This is a genomic window from Corynebacterium sp. HMSC078A10 (assembly GCF_001811565.1).
In the GTDB taxonomy this organism is placed as follows: Bacteria; Actinomycetota; Actinomycetes; order Mycobacteriales; family Mycobacteriaceae; genus Corynebacterium; species Corynebacterium hesseae.
Map to the genome: position 1 here is coordinate 21,292 of NZ_KV805205.1, position 12,259 is coordinate 33,550.

Below are 12,259 nucleotides of genomic sequence, written 5' to 3' on the forward strand. Positions count from 1 at the left end.
TGTCAGGGGAGCGGTCTCCAGTTATGGGGATTAAGCTGCGAAAACGTGTTAGGGTAAGGCCGTTCATCTCCTGAAAGGCCAAACTCTCTATGTCCGCGTTCTCTCGCTCTCTGCTTACCCTTGTCTGCGCTTCCTCTGTTGCAGCCCTCGTTGGTTGCGCCGCGGAGGAGCCTGCCCCGGTTGCTGCTGATGCCCCGGCTGTGGAATCCACTGGCGACGTTTCAACTACGCAGGCCGAGCCGGATTCGGACGCGCAACCACAGCCGAACATCGAGGCGGCCGGACCCAACCCGACGCTGCCAGCCGGCTATACACCTGGCGCCGCTGATTCTGGCGCGGCTGAAGGCGCGAAGACGTCCAACGCACAAGATGTAGCTAAAGACGGTGTGGGCACCTCCGCTGCCAGCGGCATTGAGAAGTGCGTGTACCGGAAGGACCGCGTCCGCAGCGAGGGCAATCCTGCCGATGTCCCGTCTACCGTGTCGGGCACCGTGTACAAGGCTGAAGCAGGCGACCTCGACGGTGGAGAGCCCGGCATCGTCTTGCCCGAATATGCCTCGGAAGAGGTGTGGGTCCTGGCCTTGGACGCGCCCACCACGTTGAGCGGCAGCATGAGCGGCAGGCCGGGTGAGGTGGAGGTTCGTGCAAACCAGGAATGTATCGGAATAGTTGGCAATGGGGATTTGTGGGACGGCTACGAAGGCACGAAGGTCACCTTGCCGATCGATGCCACGAGCGGATTCTGGCAAAGCGATGTGAGTGTCCCGATGGGCACGCTGCGCATGCCCTACATACCGGCAGATATTCTTTAGCGCACCCGCCGGTGTGTGAGCGCGATAGCGATGCTAAAGACACAGAGCACCGCGCCCACCGCGAGAAGAAACGTGCCGATGCGGTAGGGCGCGGCGCTGGCCAGGTCGACGGTGCGAAAGACCTTGAGCCACACCAGCCAGCCCGCGATGAGCGCAACCGCGCCCAGCGCGGAGATAGCGCGCAGCCCCCGGGTGGGGCGCTGGGCGGGGGAGAAGGCGCGGTAGGAGGCGTCGACAAGCGCGGCACCTCCCAACAGCACCGACAGCACCACCGCAGCTGGCACCGGCAGAAGCGCGCCCGTGCCGAAGACGACGGGCAAAATGAAGGACACCGTCACCACGAGGAAGAGCAGGCCGTGGAGCCCGGTCGTGCGCAGGGGATAGCTCATAGTAGTTCCTCCACCTCAGAAAGCGTGGGCGGCTGCGCGCCCGTGCGGGAAACAGTAATGGCTGCGGCCGTCGCCGCAAAGTGCAGGATCTCCTGCCACTCCTCGACGCCCAAAGTGCTAACGTCCCGCTCCACCAACTGACTCAAGAGCGCGGCCATCACCGTGTCGCCCGCGCCAATGGTGTCCGCCACCTCCACCTCGACCGGCGGTACCTGCAGCGATGCCGAGTCCGTGCGCACACTCAGACCTTCCGCACCGCGCGTGGTCACGACCACGGGCACCTGCGAAAGGGCGTCCTCGCCGAGGAATTCAACCTCCTCCTCACTCAGCTTCAACAGCGTGACGTGCGGCAGCAACGACAACAAAAACTCGCGATGCGCCGGGGTGGTGAAGAAGAGGCGGATGTTGGGATCCAGCGCCACCTTCGTGCCCCGCGCCGCAAGCTCCTGAAGTAGCGCGGCATAGCGGGATGCGCCCGGCTCCAGGGCGAGGGAGACGGTGCCGAAGCAGGCCCAAGGGACGTCGGCAAGCACGGGCTCCACCAGGCGGTCCGCCGTGCCCTCCGTATAGAAGGAGTAGGTGGCCGAGCCGTCCTCCCCGATGTTGCAGACCGCCAGCGTTGTGGGCTCGTCACCGCGCTGCACGAGCGAGGTATCCACTCCTTCTTTATGTAGGCGCTCCACGAGCGCCTGCCCGAATGCATCCCGCGAAAGCCGCGATTGAAAACCCACGCTTGCGCCCAAACGCCCCGCCGCGACCGCCACATTGAAGGGGCCGCCGCCCAACGCCGGGGTGAGATCCGCCAGCCCCCCGCGTCCGCGCGGAACGAGGTCAACGAGGCCTTCGCCACACACCATAATGTCCATAGAGCCCATACTATCGGGAGCATGAACTACCGTCCGCACTTCCATCTCTCCCCGCCGTCCGGTCGCCTTAACGATCCAAACGGGGTCTTCCTTGATGGCGATAACCTGCACGTTTACTATCAGCACGACCCCTGTTTCCCACACGCACCGAAGCAGACGGGTTGGGGGCACGCCGTGACTTGCTTAAGCGAGCCGCAGCCCTGGCGGCACTTCCCGGACGCGCTCTATCCCATCCGTGAGCACGACGCCCACGGTTGCTATTCCGGTGGTGCGGTGGTCGACGGCGAGGACGTCTGGCTGTTTTATACCGGCAACCTCAAGCGCGATGGCGTGCGGATTCCCTCGCAGAACCGCGTCCGCGCGGTCGATGCCGGCGGTCCAGAAGGCGGCTTCTACGAGCACGACGCCGCGAACCCCCTCATCGACGGGCCCGCCGCAGGTTTCACCGGGCATTACCGCGATCCCCAGATCACCCGCGACAAGGACGGCTGGCGCATGGTGCTCGGCGCCCAGGCGGAGGATGAAACCGGGCACGTGGTGCTCTATCGCTCCACGGACTTGGCGCAGTGGTCCTTTGAGGGTGCGCTCACCTTTGACACCTCAGGCGCTGAGCCGGGCCTGAGCCCCGACCTGGTGCCGGGCGGCTACATGTGGGAATGCCCGAATTTGCTCACGCTGCGGGACCGCGCCACGGGGGAGGACAAGGATGTCTTGGTCATCTGCCCGCAAGGTTTAGATCCCGTGCGCGGTAACGCCACGCACTACGCCTCCTCCGACCAGTGCGGCTACCTCGTGGGCCGGCTTGAGAGCACGGTTTTCCACGTGGAGCGCGGTTTCAGCGAGGTGGACTATGGCCACCAGTTCTATGCGCCGCAGCTGGTGGAGAAGGATGGCGAGGCCATCATGCTGGGGTGGATGGGGCTGCCCGCGCAGGATGACACCCCGACTGTCGCCCAGGGCTGGGTGCATACGCTGACGCTTCCGCGGCGCGTCTGGCTGGAGGATGGATGGTTGCGCCAGGCACCGCTGTGGTCCGTGCCGGCGGGGCCGGCGCGAGAGGGGTTCGGTTCGGTGGCCATGCTGCAGGCTGGGGAGGGAACGTATGTGCTTGTCGACGACTCCGGTGCCGACGCTTTCCGCGTCACCTACGGCGGGGGAGTGTTGCGGCTTAGCTCTGGGGAGGATGAGCGCGTCGTGCCGTGCCCGGCGGGTTCTGTGGAGCTCATCGCGGATGGCTGCGCGGTAGAAGTCTTCGCGGGTGATGGGCGGATTGCGGGGGCGTCGGCAGTTTTTGGTGCCGGCGACGCTCGCTGGCGCGGCTGGGAAGCCCGGTAGGGTGTGAATTTTCCTATATTTGTGCCCGAATTGTTGGCTTTATGTTGGGTAACGTGTCTAATAGGAGGTGAAGCTACTTAATTCATCTCACTTTCCGAGGAGGCACGCCGGTATGGATCACAAACAGGTCGCGGCGCGAACACTCAAAGCAATCGGCGGCGAAGACAACATTGTGGCGCTCGCGCACTGCGCCACCCGCCTGCGCATGGTGCTGAAAGACAGCAAAAAAGTCGATACGGCCGCACTGGAAAACGATCCGGACCTCAAGGGCATCTTTGAGGCCGGGGGCATGTTCCAGGTCATCGTCGGCCCGGGCGATGTCAACATCGTATTCGACCAGATCAACGCGATGACCTCGAAGGATATCGCAGTTTCTACTGACAAGCTCAAGGACATCGCCGCCGACTCCGGCAATTGGTTCTCCCGGGCAGTGAAGGTCCTCGCGGATATCTTCGTGCCGCTCATCCCGATTCTGGTCGGCGGCGGTCTGCTCATGGCGCTCAACAATGTGCTGACCGCCAACGGGCTGTTCGGCGAGCAATCCGTCATCGAGATGTTCCCGGCCATGGCGGATGTCGCCGGGCTCATCAACCTCTTGGCTTCCGCGCCGTTTGCCTTCCTGCCTATCCTGGTGGGCTTCACCGCCACCAAGCGCTTCGGCGGCAACGAGTTCCTCGGTGCGGGCATGGCCATGGCCATGGTGATGCCGGACCTGGTGAACGGGTATCAGGTGGCCGCGACCATCGAGGCGGGGGAGATGTCCTACTGGAATATCTTCGGCCTCGATGTGGCCCAGGCGGGTTACCAGGGTTCCATCCTGCCGATCTTGGTCATCGCGTGGATTCTGGCCACGATTGAGAAATTCCTGCACAAGCACCTCAAGGGCACCGTGGACTTCATGCTCACCCCGCTGCTCACGTTGCTGGTGACGGGCTTTATCACCTTCATCGCGGTTGGTCCTATTCTGCGCACGGCGGGCGACATGCTCGGCGCTGGGCTCAACGACCTTTACACCTTCGCCGGCCCGGTGGGCGGCTTCATCTTCGGTTTGTTCTACTCGCCGATCGTTATCACCGGCCTCCACCAGTCCTTCCCGCCGATTGAGACGATGCTGTGGAACGAGGGCGGTTCCTTCATCTTCGCGGTGGCCTCCATGGCCAACATTGCCCAGGGTGGCGTGGCCTTGGCGGTCTACTTCCTGACCAAGTCGGAGAAGCTCAAGGGCCTGTCGGGCGCCTCGGGTGTTTCCGCGCTCTTCGGCATTACCGAGCCCGCTATCTTCGGTGTGAACCTCCGCCTGCGCTGGCCGTTCTACATCGGCATGGGCGCGTCCGCAGTGGCCTCGACGCTCATCGCGCTTCTCGACGTCAAAGCTACCGCCCTCGGCGCCGCCGGCTTCATCGGATTCGTCTCAATGCGCCCGGAGGATTACACGCAGTTCTTCATCTGCGCCTTCGTCTCCCTCATCCTCTCCTTCGGCGTGGCCTTTGTATATGGCCGCTACCTCATCTCCAAGAACGGCTCCATCGATCCCGATGAGGTCGGTACCGCCAACGCCGACGTAGGCGGTGCGGTTCCTGCCGCAACCGCTGATCCGAATGCCTACCGCGTGGCCTCCCCGCTGGCCGGAAAGGCCATCGCGTTGGAATCGGTCTCCGACCCGATGTTTGCCGCCGGCAAGCTGGGCGCGGGCGCGGCCATCGAGCCGAGCGAGGGGCGCCTCGTCTCCCCGATTGATGGCAAGGTCACCGTCACCTTCCCTTCCAAGCACGCCTATGCCGTGCGTGGAAAAGATGCCGACGGCAACAACGTTGACATCCTCATGCACATCGGTTTCGACACCGTGAACCTGAAGGGCGAGCACTTTACCTCGCACGTCTCCAAGGGCGATGAGGTCAAGGCCGGTGACCTCCTCTGCGAGTTCGATATCGCCGCCATCAAGGCGGCGGACTACCCGGTGACAACACCTGTGGTGGTATCCAACTCGAAGAAGACGGGCCCAGTCCTCCCGGCCTATGCCACCGGTGCGGAAATCACCTTCGGGGATGCATTACTCACCGTGGACCCGAAGCCGAAACCTGCGGCTACCACCACCGCCGCTTCGGCGGAGAAGGCCTAGAGCCTCCGTCCGCCGATTCCATAAGTGCAGACCAGAATGTGCAGACACGCCCTGGTCGTCGCCAAGCACTGCGCGTGCGCTTGACGACGCCCACCTGCACCTCTGCACTTCCGGGTCTGCACATCTGCACTGTGGGGTGAGGGCAGGTGGGGGAGGGCGTGGCGCGTAGGGGCCGGCCATGCATTCGAGAGTGTGCTGTGGGGCGGGACGTAGTGGGGTGCGCGATTTGGGGAAACAGTGGGGGACATGCTTGAATGTATGGGTTGCATATGGTCGGTCGGTGCAGCGCGATGCGTTTCCGAATCGCCACACCGAGACCCTTCGACCGCTGTGAACAGCGAGTTCGTCGCACAGCCTATGCCACGCAAGCAAGTAGACCAGGTGTGTCAAGGACGGAAATCTTGATGCACGTTAATCCAGGTCAGGAGACCCATAGTGATTCAGCAAGAATCGCGTCTGCGCGTCGCCGACAACTCCGGTGCACGAGAGCTCCTCGTCATCCGCGTTCTCGGCGGCTCCGTTCGACGTTTCGCTGGCATTGGTGACGTTGTCGTTGCCACTGTCAAGGAAGCCACCCCGGGTGGCAACGTGAAGGAAGGCGATGTCGTCAAGGCCGTCATCGTCCGTGCCAAGAAGGAGACCCGTCGCCCGGACGGCTCCTACATCGCATTCGATGAAAACGCCGCAGTTATTCTCAAGGGCGACAATGAGCCGCGCGGTACCCGCATCTTCGGCCCGGTTGCTCGCGAACTTCGTGACAAGCGCTTCATGAAGATCGTTTCTCTCGCACCGGAGGTGATCTAATCTTATGAAGATTCATAAGGGCGATATGGTGATCGTCATTTCGGGCCCGGACAAGGGCGCGAAGGGCAAGGTCATCGAGGCATACCCGAAGCGCGACAAGGTCCTCGTTGAGGGCGTCAACCGCGTCAAGAAGCACGTTGCTAACTCCGCTACCGAGCGTGGCGCCGAGTCCGGCGGAATCGTTACCCAGGAAGCTCCGATCCACGTGTCCAACGTTGCGATCGTTGACTCCGAGGGCAACCCGACCCGCGTGGGCTACCGTTTCGACGAAAACGGCAAGAAGGTCCGCATCGCACGTAGCAACGGGAAGGACATCTAACATGAGCGAGAACTACACTCCGCGTCTGAAGACCCGCTACCGCGAGGAAATCAAGAAGACTCTGAACGACGAGTTCAAGTACGACAACGTGATGCAGATTCCGGGCGTCACCAAGGTCGTTGTCAACATGGGTGTGGGCGACGCTGCCCGCGACTCCAAGATGATCAACGGTGCTCTCGAGGACCTTACCGCTATCACCGGCCAGAAGCCGCAGGTGCGTCGCGCTAAGAAGTCCATCGCAAACTTCAAGCTCCGTGAGGGCATGCCCATCGGCGCACGCGTTACCCTGCGCGGCGACCGCATGTGGGAGTTCCTGGACCGCCTGCTGACCATCGCGCTGCCGCGTATTCGCGACTTCCGCGGTCTCTCCGACCAGCAGTTCGACGGCCACGGCAACTACACCTTCGGTCTCACCGAGCAGACCATGTTCTACGAGATCGACATCGACAAGGTGGACCGCCCGCGCGGTATGGACATCACCGTCGTGACCACCGCTACCAACGACGAGGAGGGCCGCAAGCTCCTGCGCGAGCTCGGCTTCCCGTTCAAGTAAAGTAGCGCTTGAATCATTCCCCCGGCACTCCGTGAAGGAGCTCCGGGGGAATTTTTGTGTCTGCGCCACTGGTGAGTTTCGTCACCCTGAGCGCGGGGGAGTACACTACGAGCGTCTGAGAAGTCTGCGTCCCCCAGTGAGGTAAGAAATGTCCCTGAATGATGCTTCGGCAGCCGCGGTAAAGAAAAAGGTTGCGTTGCTCGACGAGTCCTTTGGCCGGTTTGCCGTGCGCTCCACCCTGGCGGGTGTGTACCTCGCCATCGGTACGGCGTTTGCTGCGGTGATGGGGATGGGCGTCGAGAAGCATGTGGAAGGCATGGGCTCGCTGGTCTTTGCCTGCCTGTTCGGCTTGGGCCTGTTTGCCATCGTCCTTCTCGGCGCGGAGCTGGCCACCGGCAACATGATGTACATGGTCTATGGCGCCGTAACTAAACAGGTGGGCTGGGGCAAGGGCCTGTGGCTGCTGGTGGTCACGACGCTGTTTAACCTGGTTGGTGCTACCCTCTTTGCCGCAGCCATGGGAATGTCGGCCAAGCTGGGCGGAATCGACCCCAACCATCTCATTGCCAACCTCTCGATGGGCAAGCTGACCAAGGGTCCAGGCGGGCTGCTGGTGGAGGCCATGCTGGCCAACTTCGTGGTCAACATGGCTATCGTCGGCGCGGTCTTTGCTAAGGACGTGGTGTCCAAGTTCTTCGTCATCGTGCCGATCATCGCCTGCTTCGTGGGCCTGGGCCTGGAGCACGTTATCGCCAACTTCTGCCTGATGACCCTGACCTTCTTCTGCGCCAGCCCGCTGCCTGAGGGCTTCACCCTCGGCGCGGTGTTGGCCAACTGGTCCATCGTGTGGGTGGGAAACCTCATCGGCGGCGGCTTCCTTATCGGCGGCGTGTACGCCTGGCTTAACTCTGGCCCGGAGGCGTACCGCGACTAAGTTCGCCCGAGTAGAGGTTGAAGCGGTCGCCGCGGGCAAAGCCCACGAGCGCCATGCCGGTTTCCCGGGCGGTTTCCACCGCCAGCGAGGAGGCCGCGGAGACCGCAACGAGCATGCCGAAGCCGGCCATAGCAGCCTTGTTGACCAGCTCGAAGCTGGCGCGCGAGCTCATCACCAGGATGAGGTCGCTGGCGGGCAGCATTCCTTCCATCAGTAGGTGCCCGATAACCTTGTCGGCGGCGTTGTGCCTGCCGACGTCCTCGCGTACAACGACGGGTTCTCCCTCGAGCGTGAAGGCGCCCGCGGCGTGGATGCCGCCGGTTTTGCGGAACTGCTTCTGCTCCGCTTTCAAGGCGCCGGGCAGCTTGGCGACGACCCCCGGATCCACCGGCACCTGTGGGATTGGGTATCGCGACTGTTTCATTAGCGCCTCGATAGAGGAGGTACCGCACACTCCGCAGGCAGACGTGGTTGTCGTCAGGCGTAGATCGGCGAGGCTAATCGCGTGGGGGTTGACTAGTTCAACGTCGAGCAGGTTATAGGGGTTGCGCCCGTCCACTGAGGCACCGGCGCAGTAGCGCGCCTCGGTGACATCGCTGGCCTTCTCGATGTGGCCCTCGGAATGAAGAAAACCATGGGCCAGCTCGACATCGTGGCCGGGCGTGCGCATCGTCGTGGTCAGCGTTTGTCCGCCCACGCGGATCTCCAAAGGCTCTTCGCCGGCGACGGTATCGCCGCGGGTATCGACCTGGATGACCTCTCCGTGCTCATCGAGGCGCACCTTGGTCACGGCGAAGGTGGCGTTGACGTGCCCGCTCATCGGTTGAGGGCCTCCTTGAGCGTGGCGATGTGGGTGCGGGCCTCGTCGACGTCCTTCGAGGCCAAACCGACCAGGTACGCCGTCAGCGGGGCAGCGGGGCGCGATTGGGTATGCGCGACGTCCTTGGTCAGATCGAGGAGTTCTCTAACCAAGGCGGTGGCGTCGGCCGGGGCGACGCCGACAAGCTCGGCAGCCTCCTCAAGCCACTGGTGTGCCGTGCGGATGGGGTCTTGTTCTTCACTCATGACTTCCCATGCTAACGCGTTTTGGAAAACAGCATGTCAGCGGGTAAAGTAAGCCGACGGACTTGCATTTTTCCTCCTCCGCGCCGCAAAAATGGCGCTGGAGGTGCGCAAATGTGCCAAGCCGGAAGAATTGAACACATCTACTTTGTTGTAGGCCCCTCGCCGTAGACAGCGGACCGTTGTCTGTATCAAAGGGTGGCGAGCGCCTCGCGGTATTGACCGCGGGGAGCGTGAGTAGCCCGAAATCACACGGAAAACGCTTTGGTGAGCTTTAAGGGAACCGCAACGAGAAAGGTTACAGGTCACTCATATGACTATGACTGATCCTATTGCCGACATGTTGTCGCGCGTGCGCAATGCATCCAATGCGCACCACGATTCCGTGTCGATGCCGACCTCCAAGCTCAAGGCGAACATCGCCGAGATCTTGAAGCAGGAAGGCTACATCGCTGACTACTCCGTCGAGGGCCGCGAGCTGTCCCTCGAGCTTAAGTACAACAATCGTGAGCGTTCCCTCTCGGGTCTGCGTCGCGTGTCTAAGCCGGGTCTGCGTGTGTACGCAAAGTCCACCGAACTGCCGCAGGTTCTGGGCGGCCTGGGCGTGGCCATCATTTCCACGTCTCAGGGTCTGCTTACCGACCGTCAGGCTCAGGAGAAGGGTGTAGGCGGAGAAGTTCTCGCCTACGTCTGGTAAGGGAGGATTGACACATGTCTCGTATCGGTCTAGCACCTATCGCCGTCCCGAAGGGCGTCGACATCACCATCAATGGCCAGGTTGTCAACGTGAAGGGGTCCAAGGGCTCCCTCGAGGTTGAGCTGCCGGAGCCGATCACCGCAGCCGTCGAGGACGATGAGATCAAGGTCTCCCGTCCGGACGACGACCGCAAGAACCGCGCACTGCACGGTCTGGCCCGCTCCCTGGTCAACAACGCCGTCGTTGGCGTGACCGAGGGCTACACCAAGAAGATGGAAATCTTCGGTGTTGGTTACCGCGTCCAGCAGAAGGGTAAGGACCTGGAGTTCTCTCTGGGCTACTCCCACCCGATCCTCATCAAGGCTCCGGAGGGCATCACCTTCGCTGTGGATGGCGCAACCAAGCTCTCCGTATCTGGTATTGACAAGCAACTGGTTGGACAGGTCGCCGCGTACATCCGCCGCCTGCGTAAGGACGATCCTTACAAGGGCAAGGGTATTCGCTACGACGGCGAGCAGATCCGCCGCAAGGTCGGAAAGACGGGTAAGTAAGCAATGGCTAACACTGAAAACGCAAAGCGCACCCCGGTTGGCAAGGACATTTCCTCGCGTCGTCGTGAAGCACGCGCGCGCCGCCACTTCCGCATCCGTAAGACCCTCCGCGGCACCCCTGAGGCACCGCGTCTGGTCGTTCACCGCTCCTCCCGCCACATGCACGTTCAGGTCATCGACGACCTGGCCGGCCACACCCTGGCCGCTGCTTCCTCCATGGAAGCCGACGTGCGTGCACTCGAGGGCGATAAGAAGGCCAAGGCTGCCAAGGTAGGCCAGCTCATCGCTGAGCGCGCCAAGGCCGCTGGCATCGAGAAGGTCGTCTTCGACCGTGCAGGCTACAAGTACCACGGCCGCGTTGCTGCGCTGGCCGAAGCTGCTCGTGAAGGTGGTCTGCAGTTCTAATGATTAAGGCATACGGAAACATCAACGGAAGGAACGCCTAATGTCGGACCGTGAACAGCGTGACGGCGGACGCTCCGCCGAGAACAACAACGACCGCAAGGGTCGCAACAACGGCCGTCGTAACGACCGCCGCAACCACCAGGACAACGAGCGCGATAAGTACATCGAGCGCGTTGTGACCATCAACCGCGTCTCCAAGACCGTTAAGGGTGGCCGCAACATGTCCTTCACCGCTCTCGTCGTCGTTGGCGACGGCCAGGGCATGGTTGGCGTCGGCTACGGCAAGGCCAAGGAAGTCCCGGCCGCAATCCAGAAGGGTGCAGAAGAGGCTCGCAAGAACTTCTTCCGCGTCCCGATGATTGCCGGCACCATTACCCACCCGGTTGAGGGTCGCGACGCAGCTGGCATCGTCATGATGAAGCCGGCCGCTCCGGGTACCGGTGTCATCGCCGGCGGTGCTGCTCGTCCGGTGCTTGAGTGCGCCGGTGTGCAGGACATTTTGTCGAAGTCCCTGGGCTCCGACAACGCTCTCAACGTCGTCCGCGCTACCGTGGACGGCCTCAAGCAGCTGGTTCGCCCGGAGGAAGTTGCTGCACGTCGCGGCAAGTCCCTCGAGGAGGTCGCACCGGCCCAGATGCTGCGCAAGCGCGCAGGTCAGGAGGCATAAGCAATGGCTCTGAAGATTACTCAGGTAAAGGGCCTTGTGGGCACCAAGCCGAACCACCGCGCCAACATTGAGGCTCTTGGTCTCAAGCGCATCGGACACTCTGTTGTAAAGCAGGACACCCCGATTATTCGCGGCATGGTTCACAAGGTGCGTCACCTGGTCACCGTCGAAGAAGTGGCAGGGGAGTAAACCATGGCTGATATCATCAAGCTCCACGACCTGCGCCCGTCCGCAGGCTCCAATAAGCCCAAAACCCGCGTCGGCCGCGGTGAGGCATCCAAGGGTAAGACCGCTGGTCGCGGTACCAAGGGCACCGGTGCTCGCAAGCAGGTTTCCGCTGCTTTCGAGGGTGGCCAGATGCCGATCCACATGCGTCTGCCGAAGCTCAAGGGCTTCAAGAACCCGAACCACGTTGAGTACCAGGTAGTCAACGTTGCTGACCTCGCAGAGGCTTTCGCTCAGGGTGGCGACGTCACCGTAGCGGACATCGTCGCTGCTGGCCTGGTTCGCAAGAACCAGCCGGTCAAGGTTCTGGGCAACGGCGACATCAACGTTAAGTTGAACGTCACCGCTGACAAGTTCTCCAAGTCTGCTGTTGAGAAGATCGAGGCTGCTGGCGGCACCGCCACCACCAAGTAAATCTCTACTCAGTAGATTTCTTCCCCCTGTCCACCGCATTCGTGCGGGGCAGGGGGATTTTTCATGCCTATTGTGCGCGCGGAGCTAAGAAGAGTAGTATCACCCTT

The 12,259-nt window shown here is 62.3% G+C and carries 17 protein-coding genes; 13 read left to right on the plus strand and 4 right to left on the minus strand.

Annotated features, from left to right (window positions below; translation table 11 throughout):
- Nucleotides 1-89 precede the first annotated feature (89 nt).
- On the plus strand, nucleotides 90-812 hold the full coding sequence (locus HMPREF2808_RS06215; RefSeq protein WP_070624262.1) for a hypothetical protein: 723 nt from the start codon (nucleotides 90-92) through the stop codon (nucleotides 810-812).
- On the opposite strand, the gene HMPREF2808_RS06220 is transcribed toward HMPREF2808_RS06215, so the two are convergent.
- Nucleotides 809-1,201, minus strand: coding sequence for a hypothetical protein (locus HMPREF2808_RS06220; RefSeq protein WP_070624263.1), 393 nt, complete (start codon nucleotides 1,199-1,201; stop codon nucleotides 809-811). The two genes, HMPREF2808_RS06215 and HMPREF2808_RS06220, sit on opposite strands and share 4 nt — an antisense overlap.
- Nucleotides 1,198-2,067, minus strand: a complete 870-nt coding sequence (locus tag HMPREF2808_RS06225) for a carbohydrate kinase family protein (protein ID WP_070624320.1) — start codon at nucleotides 2,065-2,067, stop codon at nucleotides 1,198-1,200. Before HMPREF2808_RS06225 ends, HMPREF2808_RS06220 begins: the two co-directional genes overlap by 4 nt.
- A 21-nt stretch (nucleotides 2,068-2,088) precedes the next feature.
- Between HMPREF2808_RS06225 and HMPREF2808_RS06230 the strand changes: the two genes are divergently transcribed.
- The 6 genes from HMPREF2808_RS06230 (at nucleotide 2,089) to HMPREF2808_RS06255 (ending at nucleotide 8,131) form a co-directional block, all read left to right on the plus strand.
- Nucleotides 2,089-3,402: a glycoside hydrolase family 32 protein gene (locus HMPREF2808_RS06230; protein WP_070624264.1), complete on the plus strand. Its 1,314-nt coding sequence runs from the start codon at nucleotides 2,089-2,091 to the stop codon at nucleotides 3,400-3,402.
- Between the two features lie 112 nt (nucleotides 3,403-3,514).
- Nucleotides 3,515-5,521 (plus strand): sucrose-specific PTS transporter subunit IIBC, encoded by a 2,007-nt coding sequence (locus tag HMPREF2808_RS06235; RefSeq protein ID WP_070530803.1) that lies wholly within the window; start codon nucleotides 3,515-3,517, stop codon nucleotides 5,519-5,521.
- A 435-nt stretch (nucleotides 5,522-5,956) separates the two neighbouring features.
- The gene (gene rplN / locus HMPREF2808_RS06240) at nucleotides 5,957-6,325 is read left to right on the plus strand and encodes a 50S ribosomal protein L14 (protein WP_070521731.1); all 369 of its coding nucleotides are present in this window, start codon (nucleotides 5,957-5,959) and stop codon (nucleotides 6,323-6,325) included.
- 4 nt (nucleotides 6,326-6,329) lie between these two features.
- Complete coding sequence (gene rplX, locus HMPREF2808_RS06245; RefSeq protein WP_005527724.1) at nucleotides 6,330-6,644, plus strand: 50S ribosomal protein L24; 315 nt, start codon at nucleotides 6,330-6,332, stop codon at nucleotides 6,642-6,644.
- Between the two features lies 1 nt (nucleotide 6,645).
- Nucleotides 6,646-7,197, plus strand: coding sequence for a 50S ribosomal protein L5 (gene rplE / locus HMPREF2808_RS06250; RefSeq protein ID WP_070521728.1), 552 nt, complete (start codon nucleotides 6,646-6,648; stop codon nucleotides 7,195-7,197).
- 148 nt (nucleotides 7,198-7,345) lie between these two features.
- The gene (locus HMPREF2808_RS06255; protein WP_070624265.1) at nucleotides 7,346-8,131 is read left to right on the plus strand and encodes a formate/nitrite transporter family protein; all 786 of its coding nucleotides are present in this window, start codon (nucleotides 7,346-7,348) and stop codon (nucleotides 8,129-8,131) included.
- Here HMPREF2808_RS06255 and fdhD read toward each other — a convergent pair.
- The gene (gene fdhD, locus HMPREF2808_RS06260) at nucleotides 8,100-8,951 is read right to left on the minus strand and encodes a formate dehydrogenase accessory sulfurtransferase FdhD (RefSeq protein ID WP_070624266.1); all 852 of its coding nucleotides are present in this window, start codon (nucleotides 8,949-8,951) and stop codon (nucleotides 8,100-8,102) included. The genes HMPREF2808_RS06255 and fdhD overlap by 32 nt on opposite strands.
- Nucleotides 8,948-9,196, minus strand: a complete 249-nt coding sequence (locus HMPREF2808_RS06265) for a DUF6457 domain-containing protein (protein WP_070624267.1) — start codon at nucleotides 9,194-9,196, stop codon at nucleotides 8,948-8,950. The genes fdhD and HMPREF2808_RS06265 overlap by 4 nt, the downstream gene beginning before the upstream one ends.
- Nucleotides 9,197-9,506: 310 nt before the next feature.
- On the opposite strand from HMPREF2808_RS06265, the gene rpsH reads away from it, so the two are divergent.
- From rpsH to rplO, 6 genes are read left to right on the plus strand one after another with little or no spacing between them, the layout of a single operon-like run.
- Nucleotides 9,507-9,890 (plus strand): 30S ribosomal protein S8, encoded by a 384-nt coding sequence (gene rpsH / locus HMPREF2808_RS06270; RefSeq protein ID WP_070521703.1) that lies wholly within the window; start codon nucleotides 9,507-9,509, stop codon nucleotides 9,888-9,890.
- A gap of 14 nt (nucleotides 9,891-9,904) precedes the next feature.
- Nucleotides 9,905-10,441 (plus strand): 50S ribosomal protein L6, encoded by a 537-nt coding sequence (gene rplF / locus HMPREF2808_RS06275; RefSeq protein WP_070521700.1) that lies wholly within the window; start codon nucleotides 9,905-9,907, stop codon nucleotides 10,439-10,441.
- 3 nt (nucleotides 10,442-10,444) lie between these two features.
- Nucleotides 10,445-10,846: a 50S ribosomal protein L18 gene (rplR, locus tag HMPREF2808_RS06280; protein WP_070521697.1), complete on the plus strand. Its 402-nt coding sequence runs from the start codon at nucleotides 10,445-10,447 to the stop codon at nucleotides 10,844-10,846.
- A 40-nt stretch (nucleotides 10,847-10,886) separates the two neighbouring features.
- On the plus strand, nucleotides 10,887-11,513 hold the full coding sequence (gene rpsE / locus HMPREF2808_RS06285; protein ID WP_070521694.1) for a 30S ribosomal protein S5: 627 nt from the start codon (nucleotides 10,887-10,889) through the stop codon (nucleotides 11,511-11,513).
- A gap of 3 nt (nucleotides 11,514-11,516) precedes the next feature.
- On the plus strand, nucleotides 11,517-11,702 hold the full coding sequence (gene rpmD / locus HMPREF2808_RS06290; RefSeq protein ID WP_039673747.1) for a 50S ribosomal protein L30: 186 nt from the start codon (nucleotides 11,517-11,519) through the stop codon (nucleotides 11,700-11,702).
- A 3-nt stretch (nucleotides 11,703-11,705) separates the two neighbouring features.
- Nucleotides 11,706-12,152 carry a 50S ribosomal protein L15 gene (gene rplO / locus HMPREF2808_RS06295; RefSeq protein WP_070521691.1) on the plus strand — a complete coding sequence of 149 codons (447 nt, stop codon included), beginning with the start codon at nucleotides 11,706-11,708 and terminating at the stop codon, nucleotides 12,150-12,152.
- The last annotated feature ends 107 nt before the right edge of the window (nucleotides 12,153-12,259 follow it).